This window comes from Saccharopolyspora sp. NPDC045941, assembly GCF_056431445.1.
On sequence record NZ_JBWKKU010000074.1, the window covers coordinates 1 to 15842 of the forward strand.

Genomic DNA, 15842 nt, shown 5'->3' on the forward strand with positions numbered 1-15842 from the left:
TCTGGGCCCTGCTGCGCGACAGACGAACCTTCAGCCCAGCTGGACCACAGAAAGCTACTGCTGCAGCTTGACATGATCATTCAGATTCTTTCAGCACTGCTTTGGACTTGGTCTTGCCTTCAGGCGGCGCAGCCGCTTGGCCCACCTGTTCGACTTGCACCGCCGCGGGTTCTCAGGAGGCTTCTCGCGAGGACAGCCCCGATGCCGCGTGGGTCAACGCAAGTCGGGGATCCCGGAGTCGAGAAGGCTGCCGTGGTTCCCGCAGGGGGGCCGCTACCTGCACCGCTGCGCAAGCCGGGTCCGGAGACCGTCAAGCGGGGAGGCGCTTGGTGTAGTCGAGGGTGAGGACCGCGGCGGTCATGATCAACCCGGCGCCGACGAAGTAGAGCAGTGCCCAGGTGTAGCTGCCGGTGGCGCCGACGATGAAGCCCACCAGCATCGGGGTGAGGATGCCCGCGATGTTGCCGCTGAGGTTCATCGCGCCGCCGAGCGCACCGGCGTTCTCCCGGCCGCCGAGCAGCGACGGGACGCTCCACATGAGGCCCACCCAGCGCAGGAAGAACAGCACGATGGACAGCAGCGTCACGGCCGCGATCGGGCCGGGCACCAGGGTCACGCCGAGCAGTCCGAGCACGACCGCCACGCCGGCGACGCCGAGCAGCGTGCGCATCACGACGTTGCCGTTGCGGCCGCGGGCCCGCCAGGCGTCGGCGAGCCAGCCGCCGATCAGCTCGCCCACGAAACCGGCGCCGAAGATGACGAAGGTGGACCAGCCGATCGTCTTGATGTCGAAGCCCTTGGACTCCGACAGGTACAGCGGACCCCAGGTCAGCAGGCCGTAGAACACGCCGTTGAAGCCCAGCCACGCGGCGCACATCGCCCAGAACGACCGGAACTTCAGGTAGCGGCGCAGGGGGCGCCGACCGCTGACGGCGCCCGCGGCGCGGTCCTCGGCGGCGTGCGAGGTCTCGATGTCAGTGGCCTCGGCGTCGTTCACGCCCGGGTGGCTGCGCGGGTGGTCCCGGAGGTACCACCAGGCCCACAGGCCCATCAGCACGGTGACCGCGCCCGCGACGATGAACGCGGGCCGCCAGCCGCCGGTCGTCGCGATCAGCCAGGAGATCGCGATGCCGCCGACGCCCGCGCCCAGCGGCGCACCGGCGTCGAGGATGACCGCGCCGCGGCCGCGTTCCCGCAGCGGCATCCAGATGGCGTTGAGCTTGCCGCCGGCCGGCATCACCGGCGCTTCGGTGGCGCCGAGCAGGGCCCGCATCCCGAGCAGCGCGCCCGGGCCGGGGGCGGTCGCGGTGAGCGCGGTGGCCGCACCCCAGGCGATGCACGAGCTGCCGACCATCCGGCGCGGGCCGAAGCGGTCGATCAGCCAGCCGCTGGGCAGCTGCATCAGGGCGTAGGTCCAGAAGAAGGCGGCCAGCAGGATGCCGGTGAGCTCGTCGGAGAGCCCGAACTCCTTCTTGATCAGCGGCAGCGCCACCGAGATGGAGCCGCGGTCGACGTAGTTGATGGTCACGATCGCCAGGAGCAGCAGGAAGATCTTCCAGCGGACCCGGGTCGGCTTGGTCCCGGTGTCCGTGAGGGTTCCCGATGTCTGTGTCACGTCTGGTCTCCAAAGGGGCGAGGAGGAGCCGGGCGATTTGGGATGCGGTATACCAAACATCGTGCTGGGACCCATGTCAATACCTGGGAAAATACGAATCGGTGACCGGCGTGAAGAAAGCGTTTCGGGTCCGCCCAGGAAGATCGCGCTGAATCGATGCTCCGGCGTCGCCCCTTGACGGCCGCGCGGCGAGTACCGTTAACTTTCCAGAAAACGATAAGTATACTTCGCGATGCGGAAATCCATGGTCCAACGCGGCGAATGCTCGCGCTCAGCGGGCACCGTTCTTCTGGCCGATCGGCGTGCTTCTCGCGAACGGTGCCGCCGAACCGCCGGCGCGCCGCACCGGCCCGGTGCTCGCACCATGGGAACCGCGCGCGGCGTACTGCGGGTCAGGTCCGTGTCGGTGGCCCGTTCGCCCCGGTAGAAGTGGCGAACGGTTCGTTCGCTCCATCCCCTTGACCGGAACCGCACCATGGTTCAACACTTTGTTGAACCACTGCCAGGAGGAGGTAACCGCGTTGCCCGAACCAGCCAACGGAGCGTTCGACGTCGTGTTCCGCGCGCGACGGCTCATCGGCCCGAACGGTGAGACGTCCGGCAGCGTCGGCGTCCGCGACGGCCGCATCGCCGCCGTCGAGCCGCTGGACGCCCCGCTCGAAGCCGCCCGCACCATCGAGCTCGCCGCCGACGAGGTCCTGCTGCCCGGGCTGGTCGACACCCACGTGCACGTCAACGACCCGGGCCGCACCGAGTGGGAGGGCTTCGACACCGCCACCCGCGCCGCGGCGGCCGGCGGCGTCACGACCATCCTCGACATGCCGCTGAACAGCCTGCCGCCGACGATCGACACCGGCGCGCTGGAGGTCAAGCGCAAGACGGCGCGCGAGAAGGCCTACATCGACGTGGGCTTCTGGGGCGGCGCCGTGCACGGCAACCTCGCCGAGCTGCGCGGGCTGCACGAGGCTGGCGTGTTCGGCTTCAAGTGCTTCCTGCTGCACTCCGGGGTCGACGAGTTCCCGCCGCTGAACCCGACCGAGCTCGACGAGGCGCTGCGCGAGCTGACCCGCTACGACGGGCTGATGATCGTGCACGCCGAGGACTCCGACGCCATCGAGCACGCCCCCACGGCGCACGGCGAGACCTACGGCGACTTCCTGAACTCCCGCCCGCGCGGCGCCGAGAACGTCGCGATCGCGCAGGTCATCGAGCTGGCGCGGCGCATCGGCGCGCGGGTGCACATCCTGCACCTGTCGTCGTCGGACGCGCTGCCGATGATCGCCTCCGCGCGCGCCGACGGCGTCAGGGTCACGGTCGAGACCTGCCCGCACTACCTGAGCTTCAGCGCCGAGGAGGTCCCCGACGGCGCCACCCAGTTCAAGTGCTGCCCGCCGATCCGCGAGGCCCGCAACCGGGAACTGCTGTGGCAGGGGCTGGCCGACGGGATCATAGACTGCGTGGTCAGCGACCACTCGCCGTGCACGCCGGAGCTCAAGCGCTTCGACATCGGTGACTTCGGCGTGGCCTGGGGCGGGGTTTCCAGCCTCCAGCTGGGCCTTTCGGCGGTGTGGACGCAGGCGCGGGTGCGCGGCCACAGCCTCGCCGACGTCGTGCAGTGGATGTCCCGGAAGCCCGCCGACCTCGCCGGGGTGCGCGGCAAGGGGTCCATCGCGGTCGGCAACGACGCGGACCTCTGCGTGTTCGCGCCGGACGACGCGTTCGTCGTCGACGTGGGCAAGCTGCACCACCGCAACCCGGTCTCGCCGTACCACGGTCGCCCGCTGTCGGGCGTGGTGCGCGAAACCTGGCTGCGCGGCACGCAGATCGTCGGCCCGGGCGTGGAGATGACCGCGCCGCAAGGCAATCTGCTCACCCGCCAGGGCTCGTAGCAGAGCGGAACGGGGCCGTGAATCCGCTGCGGGTTCACGGCCCCGTTACGTCAGCCCTTGAGCCCGCGGACCAGGCCGGCGGCGCTGGCCAGGGACAGGCCCGGCAGCTTCCGGCGGACTTCCCGGACCGCCGCGATCTCGTGGGTGCTCGGGTCGATGCCCGCATCGGCCAGCACCTGACGGGTCCAGCGGACCTCCTGCGGCTCGCCGTCACCGGCCTCGTCCAGGATCCGCAGCGCCCGCTGCAGGCCGGGCAGTTCTTCGGGGCTAGCGTCGTGGACCGCGCGCCGCACCGCTTCCCGCGCCTCGTCGAGATCGTTGAGCACCAACAGGTGCGCTTCGCGTTTGCCGAACATCTCAGCCTTCCTGCACGGGGCTCGGGTATCTGGACCATTCTCCCGCACCCTGTCGGTGATCATGGTTACCCTTCGCCGCCATGAGCGATGCGGAGCACTCGCTGACCTACCGGCGGCCCTCGGTGCTCGACGGCGGCCGGCTCGGGTTGGAGACCGCGGGCGGGACCGCGCTGGCCGGCCCGGCGGGAAATCCCCGGTTCTTCACCGGGTTCCTCACCGATCCCGCGCCCGCCGCCGGCGGGCTCCAGGCGATCGCCCGGGTCGCGCGGTCCCGGTACCCGGAGCTCACCGGCCGCCCGGCCTTCCGCGATCCGGTCGTCACCTGCAACGGCGACCGGTTGCGCTTCGAGTCCTTCTCCCGGTGCTGCGGCGTCTACGCGCGGCTGGACGTCCTCTCCGGTGGCCTGGACGGCGAGGTGCACGACCGCGGAACGACCAATGTGGACATCAACGAGCCGCTGCGCCGCATGCTCGCGCGCGTCGGCGGCCGCGATCCGCTGCACCTGTCGGTCGGTCCGGACGACCTGACCGCCACCACCCTGGACGGCTCGGTGGTGGAGAAGAAGGTGCCGCTGCCGCAGCGGTGGCTCCGCGGGTTCGCCGAGGTCCAAGTGATCACCGCCGGGTTCGAGCCGCGCGCCGAGCTGTCCGCCGCCGAGGCCGCGCGCCTGCTCCGATCGCTGCCGTCCCGTTCGAGCGGCGCGCTCTGGGCCGTACCAGCCGGACGCTCGCTGCGCCTGACCGGCTCGCCGACGCCCGGCGCGGTCTGCGTGGCGAGCCCCGACCGGCTCGAATCGCTCGTGCCGTTGCTGCGCTTCGCCCGGGCGCTGCGCGTGCACGGCCCCCAGGTCCGCGCCGGAAGCCATCCCGTCGCGAGTGCCTGGGAACTGGATCTGCCGGGAATGCGGCTGGTTCTGGCGCTGTCGCCGGGGCTCAACCGCGGGTTCTCCGGTGAAGGGGCGGTGCTCGACGCGCTGGCCTCGGATGACAGCGAAACCGACGCCGAGTTGATCGGGGCGTTGCTCGCTTTCGAGCCGCGGGTGGAGGTCGACCTCCTCGCGGAGCGGTCCGGCCTGCCGCGATCGAGGGTTCGCAACGCCCTCATCCAGCTCGGGACCGCGGGCCGGGTCGGTTACGACCTCGCCGAGGCGGCCTACTTCCACCGCGAACTGCCCTACGACGCGACGGGCGCGGAGGCGATGAACCCCCGCCTCCGCAACGCGAGAGCGCTCGTCGAGGCGGGCGCGGTGCACATCGACGGCGACACCGCGACGGTGGTCGTCGGAGACCACGCGCACCGGGTGCGGGACGGCGGCTGCACCTGCCGGTGGTGGGCGGAATTCGGCGGTACCAGGGGAAAGTGCAAGCACGCGCTCGCCGTGGACGTGGCTCGGAACGGAGCACGGGGATGAACTGGGAAGATCTGAAGGAACTCATCGAGCAGGGCGACCTGGACGCCCTCGCGGCGGCGCTCGGCGAAATCGGCCCGGCGGACAGCCGCGCGCTCGCCAAGCCGCTGGCGGACTTCGAACGCTCAGTGCGGCAGGAGGGTTTCTACACGGCACAGCAGTTCTCGTCCATGCTCTCGATCGCGGGCGCAGCCGTGCTGCCGATGTCGGCGCTCGCGCCGTGGTTGTCCCGCAACAACCTCGACCGGCCGATGCGGCCGGACCACCACCGCGTGCTGAGGCCCTACGGCGCTCCGGCGTTCGACCACGTCCTGGCCCTGCTGCGCCGGCGGGACGTGCCGCAGCTCGCCGAGAAGCTCGCGCAGCGGCTCCGCCCGCGAGGACAGATATCGAACTACTACTGGCGGCTCATCGTCGCCATCGCCGGGGACGTCCTGCCCGACAGCGACGGATTCGTGTACCACTGGCCGGAGATGACCGGGCGCGAAGCCGCGGCGATCCTCGACGAGATACGCGGAGATCGCCGTTTCCTGACCCTGGTTCCTCGACTGTTCGAAGTGGACGGTGTGGCGCGGCGGCTCGCGGACTCGTGGGTGCAGGACGGCTGGCCGAGCGCGCTGGCGGAGCTCGCCGCCGCCGGTGAGGTCGATCGGCTGGTGCTGCTGGACGGGCTGCTGGCGCGCCTGCAGCGCGGCGGCAAGCAAGCGGATGTCGTGGCTCTGATCACCTTGCACGACAAGCTTTCCCCGGACCTCGACGAACTCGCGCCGCGCGGCGGCGACTACGCGGCCCTGGTGCCCGACAGCCACTCGACGGTCGCCGGGATGGCGCAACGGGAACTCCAGCGCCTGGACGAGGCGAACCGGCTGGACGTCGACGTCCTGCTCGACGTCAGCCGGGCGATGTTCTTCCGCCCTGAGAAGAAGCTCGTCCGGGCCCAGCTCTCGTGGCTGGACAAGGCGATCCGGCGCGGTCGGCCCGAGGCGCTGGCGGTGCTCGGCGGCGCGTTCGGCCACGAATCGGCCGACATCCAGGAACGCGCGCTCAAACTGGTGCTCAAGCACGCCGGCGAGCTCGATGCGGACGTGCGCGAAGAACTCGCCGAAGCCGCGGCGGCGCTCCCGCAGGACCTCCGGGCGCGTGCGGCCGAGGTGTTCGGTGAGTCGGAGGCCATGCCGGAACCCGCGCCGGTCCCGGTTGCCGCGCCGCGCCCCGAGATGCCGCCCCCTATCACATCGGTGGACGAACTGGTCACGGCCTTCGCGCAGCATGCGCATGGAGGAGATCCGCCCCAGGAGGAGCGGATCCTCGCCGCGATGGTCGAGTTCGCGTTCACCGACCGGGCTGCCCTGCGCCGCGCTTTCGCCCCGCTGCAGGAGCAAAGCCCGTGGTACGCGCCAGGGCTGCCGGACTGGAGCCGGCAGCGGAATTGGATCGGTTCCCCGTGGGTGAACGGCGAGTTCACCGCGGTCCTGCGAGCCGCGACGGGAGAGTGCCGGGGCGACGTCACCAGCCCCATCCCGAGCGGCGAGGAGATCCCTGGGGAGGCGGACTGGGAGGAACTCGTGACGCGCGGCGTGGACTACGGCACCGTGTCGCTGCGCCGCCTGCACGAGATCTCGCTAGGTCTCGCGTACGCGCCCCGGCCGTTCTTGATGTCCACGCCAACCGAGGCGTCCGGGCTGATCGCGCCTGAAGCGCTGGCCGAGCGGCTGGAGCGGGCGGCGGTGCAGGGTTTCGAGCCGTGGGAGCACGACTTGGTCGTGGCGATGCTCCGGTTGCCCCGGGACGCCGCGATCGCCGACCGGGTGCGGGGGCTCGGCGACGCGGGCGCGCAGGTCGCGCGGTGGATCGACGGCGGTGGGCTCGGCAACCCGGAGATCCGCCGCGAGGTGGTGCCGGTCAAGAAGTACGACTGGCGCGGCATGCACTTCGAAGACCGCACCCGCGTCACAGTCGCGTTCCCGGACTCGGCGGGGCCCATTCGCAAGTCCTTCGACAGCACGGCGACCGGCCGGTATTCGGCGGTCCTCCGCGAGCAGAACGCCGCCCCGGATCTCGTGCCCGCCCATCGGGATCTCAGCGCAGCGCACCAAGTGGCGGCTTTCGCGGACGGGGCGCGGAGGAGCGCGACGGTGCTGGGCCGCCTGGTCGACGCCCACGGCCCGATCGGCGACGGGATGACCACGGTGCTGGCCTTCGCGCTCGGAGCCCGGGAGCCGGCGGACCGCGCGGGCGTGGTCGACGCGCTGATCACCCTGACCGCAAGGGAAGGGCTGCGCGGCGCGGACGTCGGGCATGCCGTGGTGGAGCTGGTGGCGCGCGACGAGGTGGTGCTGAAACGCGTGGTGCAGGCGGGGCACGATGCGGCGCGAGCCGGTCTCGTGCAGCTGGCGTGGGAGGTGGTCGCGGTGCTGGTCGAGGGCCTGCTGCCGGCCGAAGGGGAACGTCCCCGAACGGCGCTCGCGGACCTGCTCGCCCTGGGCGTGGAGCTGGCCGATCGGCTCCGCCCGACCACTTCGGTGCCAGGACTGGCGGAGGTCGCGGCCCGCAGCGGCTCCAGCCGCTTCGTCAAGGAGGCCCGCAGGCTGCATCAGGCGCTGAGCAGCGCCTGATGGCACTGTTTCGCCTGGCCAATGCTCGTGAGTGCTTTGGTCTGCCTTAGCACTCCAAAACACGCACGACCCATGAACAGCCGAAACGGTCCGCCCGGCGAGCTCGGCCGGGGCCGCTCCGATGCTCCCCGCGTAACCCCGGTGACCAGGGCTGACGTACGCTGAGTAATCGTGCTCGTCATTGCGCTGGACACCTCGACCCCCGCGGTCACGGCGGGGCTTGTCGCCCTGGACGACGGTCCGCCGCGCGTCCTCGCCGAGCGCGTCACGGTCAACCCGCGTGCGCACGGCGAACTCCTCATGCCGCAGCTGCTGGACGTCATGACAGAGGCCGGACGCCAACTCGGCGACGCCGACGCGATCGTCGTCGGCGCCGGACCGGGCCCGTTCACCGGCCTCCGCGTCGGCATGGCCACCGCTGCGGCGCTCGGCCAGGCCTGCGGCCGCCCCGTGCACCCGGTCTGCAGCCTCGACGCGATCGCCGCGCAGGCCACCGCCGAAGGTCCCCTGCTGGTCGCCACCGACGCGCGCCGCAAGGAGGTCTACTGGGCCGCCTACGACGCCGCCCGGACCCGGATCGACGGGCCACACGTCCAGCGCCCGGCGGACGTCCCGACCGAGGGCTTCGCCGCGGCGGCCGGGGAAATGGCCGAGGCGCTGGGCATCGACGCCGTCGAGCCGCGCTACCCGACGCCGGTCGGGCTGGTCGCGGCGGCGCGCGCCGCGCTGCAAGGCGAACCGGCGCCGCTGGTGCCGCTCTACCTGCGGCGGCCGGACGCCGCAGAGCCGGGCAAGCGGAAGTCCGTGTTGACCAGGGGTGGGAAGTGACCGACCGCGCCACCACCGCGCCGCAGGTGCTGAAGCTGCGCCGCAGCGACCTGAAGCGCTGCGCGGAGCTGGAGCAGGTGCTCTTCCCCGGCGACGACCCGTGGTCCCGGCCCGCCTTCGCCGCGGAGCTCGACCAGGGCCACTACTACGTCGGCGCCTACCTCGACGAACGACTGATCGGCTACGCCGGGCTCGCCGTCGTCGGCCGCGCCCCGCACGCCGAGGCCGAGGTGCACACCATCGGCGTCGACCCGGCGCACCAGGGCCGCGGCGTGGGCAAGGCGCTGCTGCGCGCGCTGCTGGACAGGGCCGACGAGAAGCAGGCGGCGACGTTCCTGGAAGTGCGCACCGACAACGACGCCGCGATCGCGATGTACGAGAACCACGGCTTCGAGATCGTCGGGCTGCGCAAGCGCTACTACCAGCCGTCCGGGGCGGACGCGCACACCATGCGGCGGCCCCCGGCGGAAACTGCGGAGGCTGGGTAATGACTGCGGATCGAGTGGTGCTCGGCATCGAGAGCTCCTGCGACGAGACCGGCGTGGGCCTGGTCCGGCTCGCGGCCGACGGCCGCGTCGAGCTGCTGGCCGACGCGGTGGCGTCCAGCGTCGACGAGCACGCCCGCTTCGGCGGCGTGGTGCCGGAGATCGCCAGCCGCGCGCACCTGGCGGCGATGGCCCCGACGATGCGCCGCGCGCTCGACGAATCCGGCCTCGAACTGTCCGATGTGGACGCGATCGCGGTGACGGCCGGGCCGGGCCTGGCCGGCGCGCTGATGGTCGGCGTCGCGGCGGCCAAGGCCTACGCGGCCGCGCTGGACGTGCCGCTGTTCGGCGTCAACCACCTCGGCGGGCACGTCGCCGTCGACACCCTCGAACACGGGCCGCTGCCGGAGCGCTGCCTGGCGCTGCTCGTCTCCGGCGGGCACACGCAGCTGCTGCTGGTGGAGGGCATCGGGGAGCAGATCACCGAGATCGGCTCCACGATCGACGACGCCGCGGGCGAGGCATACGACAAGGTGGCGCGCATCCTCGACCTGCCGTACCCGGGCGGCCCGCCCATCGACAAGCAGGCCAAGCTGGGCAACCCGAAGGCCATCGCGTTCCCGCGCGGGCTGACCGGGCCCCGCGACGCCAAGTACGACTTCTCCTTCTCCGGGCTGAAGACGGCGGTCGCGCGCTGGGTGGAGACCGAGCAGCGCGAGGGCCGGGAGATCCCGGTGGCGGACGTGTGCGCGTCGTTCCAGGAGGCCGTGGCGGACGTGCTGACGGCGAAGGCCGTGCGAGCGGCGCGGGACCTGGACGTGGACACGCTGGTGATCTCCGGAGGCGTGGCGGCGAACTCCCGCCTGTCGGAGCTGGCGGCCCAGCGCTGCGCGGAAGCGGGCATCACGCTCCGGGTGCCGCGCCCCCGCCTGTGCACCGACAACGGCGCGATGATCGCGGCCCTCGGCGCCCACGTCCTCGCGGCGGGCGCCAAGCCGTCGCCCCTGGACATGCCTGCGAACCCGGGCCTCCCGGTCGGCACCATCGTCGTCCAGTAACCCGATGGTGTAGTTCTTCCCGCAATTTCAATGGAAATCAGAGCTCTGATTTCCATTGAAATTGCGGACTCCCGGACTCCCGGACTCCCGGACTCCCGGACTCCCGGACCCCCGGACCTGGTGCCCGGTCGGCATTGTCGTCGTCCGGGGGTCACAGTTTCAAATTGAAAGTGCCACCCCCTGAGATGGCGTGCGTCGTCCGGTCTGGCCGCAGTTTCAATTGAAATTGCGGCCAGACCAACGGTTCAGTACCTCCGGTCGATCGTCGTGCCGGTGGCCGCTCGCCACTCGACGTAGCCGTGCTCGAAGTCGTTGCGGCGACCGCCGGAGACCGCGAACTCGCCGGTCTTCGGGTAGCCCAGGTACGAGCGTTCCCAGCCGAGAGGGGACCAGCGTTCGCGGATCCGGCCGTACACCTCGTGCGCTCCGGTGCCCGGCGTCCAGTAGATCGAGCCGGCCTTGGAGAAGTGGTTGTACCGCCCCACTCCGTCCGGCGTGGTGAGCTCGTCGGTCGTCGGGTAGCCGAGCGGCCCGAGTTCCCAGCCCAGCTGCGACCAGGTCACCCGGATCGCGCCCCAGATCGCATGCGCCCCGGAGCCGGGCGTCCAGTAGATCGAGCCGGCCTTGGAGAAGTGGTTGTACCGCCCCACTCCGTCCGGCGTGGTCACCTCGTCGGTCGTCGGGTAGCCGAGCGGGCCCTGCTCCCAGCCGTTCGCCGCCCAGTTCTGCCGGATCGCGCCCCACACCGCGTGCGACCCGGTGTCCGGGCTCCAGTAGACCGAGGCCGGGAAGCCCGCGGTCACCCCGACGAAGTGGTTGTACCGGCCGACACCATCCGATGTGGACAGTTCATCCGTGGTCGGCGGGCCGAACCTGCCGTGCCCGCCGAGTTGCAGGTACTTCGCGAGGTTCCCGCCGTAGACGTAGTGCACGCCGGTCTGCGCGGTCCAGTACAGCCGCCCGCGCTCGTAGCCGCGGTAGCGGATGCCGTCCTCGGCGATCTCCGGACCGGTGGGCTGCCCGAGCAGGTTCCGCAGCTGCGGTTCGGCTTCGTAGCGCCGGTCGATCGGCGTGGCGTACCGCGCCGCGAGCGTCAGGTCGCCGGCGCCCATGGTCAGCACCCGCGACCGGGCACCGACGCCGTCGGTCCAGCCGGCGAAGGTCGCCACGCCGTCGGTCGCGGTCGCCGCCGCGATCACGTCGAAGGAGGCGCCTTCGGTGACCATCGCCGAGCTCCGCCCGCCCTCCGCGGGGATCTGCAGCACGGCGGGCACGTTGCTGGTCAGCGTGAGCAGGTGTTCGCGCGGCATGGCCGCGTAGGTCTCGCTGCTGCGCACCCCGGCGCCGTCGGTCGTGCTGGCGGTGATCTCCATCCGCGAGTCCGGGTGATCGGTGAACGCGACCTGGAACGACTCGCCGGTGCCGCCGGCCCCCGGATGGCGGTGGCAGGTCGCCTCCTCCGGGCAGTGCACCTCGGCGCTGGTCCAGGTGATCGGCGTCGTGCCGTCCTCGGCGTCGGTGGCCCGCGCGGTGAGGGACGCGGTCTCGCCGACGGCGAAGGTCCGCCCGCCGGGCGTCGTCAGCGCCAGCTGGGGGGAGTGGTTCGCCGGCGCGACCAGCAGGTCGACGCTGCCGGACGCGCCGAGCGGGTCGGTCACGGTCAGCCGTGCGGTGAACCGGTCGCCGTCCGGGTAGGTGTGGCTGGTGCGCGCGCCGGAGCCGGTCGCGCCGTCGCCGAAGTCCCAGCGGTAGATCAGCGGATCGCCGTCGAAGTCCTGCGATCTCGACCCGTCGAAGGTGACGGTGCGGGTCGCCGGATCGGTGCTGATCTCGGCCTCGGCCACCGGCGCGGAGTTGCCCTGCGGGTAGCTGAGCCGCCGCAGCGTGCCGGAGTAGATGTCGGCGAAGACGACGTCGCCGTTGGGCGCGGCCGCGAACTTCACCGGCCCGCCGATGTCGCCGCCGAACGGCGGGTTCTCCGGCGCCCGCACCAGCTTCCCCTGCGCGTCGAAGCGCAGCGTCCACAGCTTCTTCGTGGTGTAGTCGCCGAAGAAGTACGCGCCGCGGTAGGCCTCCGGGTAGCTCTCGCCCCGGTAGATGATGCCGCCGGTGACGCTGTTGCCCTGGTCGGCGCCGCCGCCGTGGTGGTACTCCCACAGCGGCGGGGTGTTCACCACGGACGCGCATTCGGGCAGGTCGTCGTAGCCCGGGGTTCGGTGGTTCCCCTCCCAGCAGGGCCACTTGTAGTTCTGGCCGGGCCGGACGAGGTCGATCTCCTCCCAGGTGTTGTAGCCGACGTCGCCGACGATCGGCGTGCCGGTGCCGGGGTCCAGCGACAGCCGGAACGGGCTGCGGAATCCGCCGGCGTACACCCGGCTGCGCCACGACGAGGGGTTCGACGCCTGGTAGTACGGGTTGCCGGGCACGCCGTCGCCGGTGGCGGTGACGTGCAGGACCTTGCCGTTGGGCGAGTCGACGTCCATGGTCCGCAACGCGTTCCGGTCGGTGCGGGTGAAGTCGGAGAGGTCACCGACGGACACCCACAGGGTGCCGTCGTCGGCCGCGACGACCCCGGTCATGCCGTGCACCGCATAGGGGCTGCGGAACTCGAAGAGCACCTGTTCGTCGGCGAGGCCGGTCGGTTCCGGCGCGCCGGTGACGGTCCAGCGCGCGAGCCGCAGCAGGTAGCCGCCGGTGCCGCCGGGGACCGAGCGGGCCAGGTAGACGTGCCGCGAGGTGGCGTAGTCGGCGGCCACCGCGAGCCCGGTCAGTCCCAGGTCCTGCGCCGGTTCGACGGGCAGGGCGGCGATGGTCCTGGTGCGGCCGTCGGCGGCCACCCACGCCACGGTGCCCTTCTTCCCGGTGGTGAGGACGCTGCCGTCGGGCAGGTACGCGAAGTCGGTCAGATCGAAGGCGGCCTGCCCGCTGGGTTGGCTGCGGAGGACGAAACCGGATGGCACGGCGGCTTCCGCGCGGCGGGCCGGTAACGCCGCCAGCAACCCGATGGATAACAGCGCCACGCAGCACGCGCTCAACCAGCTGCGAAGTCTTCGAGCGAGCACGGTGATCACACCCCTCTTCGGCAAGGATGTGCTGATATCGCCCGAAGTTCCGCCCGGGTTGCCCACCGCCCGGAATCTTGCCCACCGTCACGACCGATCACCGATGGTGATCAGCGGCGCCACCAGAACGCCTTGGTGGTGGCGAGGAACTCGCGGCGGGCGCCGCGGGCGGAGACCCGGCGCAGGCCGTCGGCCGCCGCGTCGTGGCCGACGCCGTGTGCGTCGATGCCCGCGCGCCGGCACAGCGCGACCGCGCGGCGCAGGTGGAACCGGGTGGTCACGACGGTGATCTCGCGCAGCCCGAAGTCCTCGGCAGCCCGCCGGCAGGACGACCAGGTGTCCACACCGGACTCGTCCAGCACCACCGCGGAGGCGGGAATCCCGTGCGACACGAGGTGGTGCCGCATCACGACGGGTTCGCTGTGCCCGCGGGATTCCGGGCTGCCGCTGACGATGATGCGCCGGACCCGGCCCGCCTCGAACAGCTCACGCGCCACGTTCAGCCGCCCCTGCAGGATCCGGCTCGGCAGGCCGTCCCAGCGCACTCCCGCGCCGAGGACCAGCGCGTACTCGGTCGCGGGCGCGTCCTGGACCGTGCTGATGCGGCGGGCGCTGCGCGCCAGTGCCCATGCCGAGGGCAGCGCCGCCGCGACCCCGAGCCCGGCCAGCGCAGCGAGTCCCTTCCGAAGTCCACGCACCGGACAAGTGTGCCATCGAGGACAACGGCCTCGTGAGTGTTTTGGAGCGCCGCAGCACTCCAAAACACTCACGAGCGATCGGAAACCGTCCCCAGTGGACGGTCCGGGGTCAGGCCGGGTTGAGCACCGGGTTGCCGTCCTCGACCACGAACGACTTCGCGGTCTCCGCCGGGGCGTCCTTCTTCGACACGTACGGCAGCACCCGGTAGTCGGCGCGCAGCTCCGCCTCGGTGAACTTGGTGCGCACGTAGCCACGCCGGTTGGCGTAGAACTTCACGTGCGGGTTCTCCTTGAGCACGTCGCCGTTGCCGTCGTCGTTGCCGTCCCCGCCGCTGGTGACGGAGGTGGTGATGAACTCGGTCCCGACGGCGCGCGACTCGGGGTCGTCGTGGGTCCGCTTGATCTCCGCGGCCCAGTGCCGGTGCACGTCGCCGGTGAGCACGACGCCGTTGCGGACCGCGCTGTCGGCCATCGCGCCGGCGATCCGGTCGCGGTTGGCCACGTAGCCGTCCCAGGCGTCCATGTTGTAGCCCTCTTCGGCGCCGGGCGTCAGGTCGATCTTGGAGAAGAACACCTGCTGGCCCAGCACGTCCCAGCGGGCGGTGGTGTCGCGGAACCCGTCGGTGATCCACTTCTCCTGCTCGGCGCCGGTGATCGACCGGTCCGGGTCCTCGCGGTCGGTGCAGCCGGCCTGCACGCCGTCGCCGCAGGCCTGGTCGTCGCGGTACTGGCGGGTGTCGAGCAGGTGGAAGTTGACCAGCGATCCCCAGCCGTACCGCCGGTAGAGCTGCATGTCGATGCCGCTGGGCTTCGAGCCCGCGCGCAGCGGCATGTTCTCGTAGTACGCCTGGAGGGCGACCTCGCGCCGGTCCAGGAAGCCGTCGTCGGGCTTCTCCGGGGTCTCGTCGGCCCAGTTGTTCTCGACCTCGTGATCGTCGAACACCACCAGCCACGGCGCGGTCGCGTGCGCGAGCTGCAGGTCCGGGTCGGTCTTGTACTGCGCGTGGCGCTGCCGGTAGTTGGCCAGCGTGCGGGTCTCCGGGCCGAGCACCTTCCGCACGTCGCCGTCCTTGGCGGCGTACTCGTACTGGTAGTCGCCGAGGTGCAGGATCAGCCCCGGCTCGTCCTCGGCCATCCGCCGGTACGCGGTGAAGTACCCCTGCCCGAAGTGCGCGCAGGAGGTGAAGCACATGGTCAGCTCGCCGAGCGCGTCCGGCGCGGGCGCGGTGCGGGTGCGGCCGACCGGCGAGATCGAGCCCTCGGCGCGGAACCGGTAGAAGTACTCCGCGCCGGGCTGCAGGCCCTCCAGCTCGACGTGCACGCTGTGCCCCAGCTCCGGCGCGGCCTGGGTCTCGCCGCTCTGCACGATCTTGCCGAACTGCTCGTCCGCGGCGACCTCCCACTGCACGGGCACGGCTTTGCCGGGCATGCCGCCCAGCCCGTCGTCGGCGGTCGGCTCCGGCGCCAGCCGGGTCCACAGCACGACCCCGTCCGGCAGCGGATCGCCCGAGGCGACGCCGAGGGTGAACGGGTCGGCGAGCCGGCGGGCACCGGCGCCGGGCAGCGACAGCGCGTTGGCCAGCGCGGAGCCGCCGAGGGCGGTCGCGCCGAGCGCGGCGGCGCCGCCGAGCAGCACGGCGCGGCGGCTGACCCGGCCGGGTAACGGGATATCGGGCATCGGTGTCCTCCAGGTGTCCTGCGGAAGTCGTCCGGGGCTCGACCGTGGCGCGATCGAGCGCACGAAAGTACCGACACCGGAAGAGGGTTTGGTGAATTCCCGGCGAAATGGGGCGGCCGAAGCAAGCCCCGGGATCCGTTCGGCCCAGC

At 71.7% G+C, this 15842-nt stretch carries 11 protein-coding genes; 6 read left to right on the top strand and 5 right to left on the bottom strand.

Translation table 11 applies throughout. From position 1 onward, the window contains the following. Positions 1 to 310: 310 nt before the first annotated feature. Positions 311 to 1615, bottom strand: coding sequence for an MFS transporter (locus tag AC07FN_RS38600; protein ID WP_478400107.1), 1305 nt, complete (start codon positions 1613 to 1615; stop codon positions 311 to 313). A 521-nt stretch (positions 1616 to 2136) separates the two neighbouring features. On the opposite strand from AC07FN_RS38600, the gene allB reads away from it, so the two are divergent. Continuing rightward, a complete protein-coding gene (gene allB / locus AC07FN_RS38605) occupies positions 2137 to 3504 on the top strand; it encodes an allantoinase AllB (RefSeq protein WP_452619455.1) in 1368 nt (455 codons plus the stop codon). A 50-nt stretch (positions 3505 to 3554) separates the two neighbouring features. On the opposite strand, the gene AC07FN_RS38610 is transcribed toward allB, so the two are convergent. After that, positions 3555 to 3860, bottom strand: a complete 306-nt coding sequence (locus AC07FN_RS38610) for a hypothetical protein (RefSeq protein ID WP_478400108.1) — start codon at positions 3858 to 3860, stop codon at positions 3555 to 3557. 80 nt (positions 3861 to 3940) lie between these two features. On the opposite strand from AC07FN_RS38610, the gene AC07FN_RS38615 reads away from it, so the two are divergent. The 5 genes from AC07FN_RS38615 (at position 3941) to tsaD (ending at position 10255) form a co-directional block, all read left to right on the top strand. After that, entirely contained in the window at positions 3941 to 5272 is a 1332-nt protein-coding gene (locus tag AC07FN_RS38615; protein WP_478400109.1) for an SWIM zinc finger family protein, read from the top strand. Next, positions 5269 to 7884, top strand: coding sequence for a DUF6493 family protein (locus AC07FN_RS38620; protein WP_478400110.1), 2616 nt, complete (start codon positions 5269 to 5271; stop codon positions 7882 to 7884). Before AC07FN_RS38615 ends, AC07FN_RS38620 begins: the two co-directional genes overlap by 4 nt. Positions 7885 to 8055: 171 nt before the next feature. Next, the gene (gene tsaB / locus AC07FN_RS38625) at positions 8056 to 8712 is read left to right on the top strand and encodes a tRNA (adenosine(37)-N6)-threonylcarbamoyltransferase complex dimerization subunit type 1 TsaB (RefSeq protein ID WP_478400111.1); all 657 of its coding nucleotides are present in this window, start codon (positions 8056 to 8058) and stop codon (positions 8710 to 8712) included. Further along, positions 8709 to 9200 (top strand): ribosomal protein S18-alanine N-acetyltransferase, encoded by a 492-nt coding sequence (gene rimI / locus AC07FN_RS38630; RefSeq protein ID WP_478400112.1) that lies wholly within the window; start codon positions 8709 to 8711, stop codon positions 9198 to 9200. The genes tsaB and rimI overlap by 4 nt, the downstream gene beginning before the upstream one ends. Continuing rightward, on the top strand, positions 9200 to 10255 hold the full coding sequence (gene tsaD / locus AC07FN_RS38635) for a tRNA (adenosine(37)-N6)-threonylcarbamoyltransferase complex transferase subunit TsaD (protein WP_478400113.1): 1056 nt from the start codon (positions 9200 to 9202) through the stop codon (positions 10253 to 10255). Before rimI ends, tsaD begins: the two co-directional genes overlap by 1 nt. 245 nt (positions 10256 to 10500) lie before the next feature. On the opposite strand, the gene AC07FN_RS38640 is transcribed toward tsaD, so the two are convergent. From AC07FN_RS38640 to AC07FN_RS38650, 3 genes are all read right to left on the bottom strand, one after another. Continuing rightward, the gene (locus tag AC07FN_RS38640; protein WP_478400114.1) at positions 10501 to 13275 is read right to left on the bottom strand and encodes a PQQ-dependent sugar dehydrogenase; all 2775 of its coding nucleotides are present in this window, start codon (positions 13273 to 13275) and stop codon (positions 10501 to 10503) included. A gap of 152 nt (positions 13276 to 13427) precedes the next feature. Next, on the bottom strand, positions 13428 to 14015 hold the full coding sequence (locus AC07FN_RS38645; RefSeq protein WP_478400115.1) for a SanA/YdcF family protein: 588 nt from the start codon (positions 14013 to 14015) through the stop codon (positions 13428 to 13430). Between the two features lie 109 nt (positions 14016 to 14124). After that, positions 14125 to 15693: an alkaline phosphatase D family protein gene (locus AC07FN_RS38650; RefSeq protein WP_478400116.1), complete on the bottom strand. Its 1569-nt coding sequence runs from the start codon at positions 15691 to 15693 to the stop codon at positions 14125 to 14127. Positions 15694 to 15842 lie beyond the last annotated feature (149 nt).

Excerpts from the sequence above, each read along its gene's own strand:
- AC07FN_RS38610 (WP_478400108.1), bottom strand. The coding sequence starts at position 3,860 with ATGTTCGGCAAACGCGAAGCGCACCTGTTGGTGCTCAACGATCTCGAC.
- AC07FN_RS38615 (WP_478400109.1), top strand. The coding sequence starts at position 3,941 with ATGAGCGATGCGGAGCACTCGCTGACCTACCGGCGGCCCTCGGTGCTC.
- AC07FN_RS38620 (WP_478400110.1), top strand. The coding sequence starts at position 5,269 with ATGAACTGGGAAGATCTGAAGGAACTCATCGAGCAGGGCGACCTGGAC.
- tsaD (WP_478400113.1), top strand. The coding sequence starts at position 9,200 with ATGACTGCGGATCGAGTGGTGCTCGGCATCGAGAGCTCCTGCGACGAG.
- AC07FN_RS38650 (WP_478400116.1), bottom strand. The coding sequence starts at position 15,693 with ATGCCCGATATCCCGTTACCCGGCCGGGTCAGCCGCCGCGCCGTGCTG.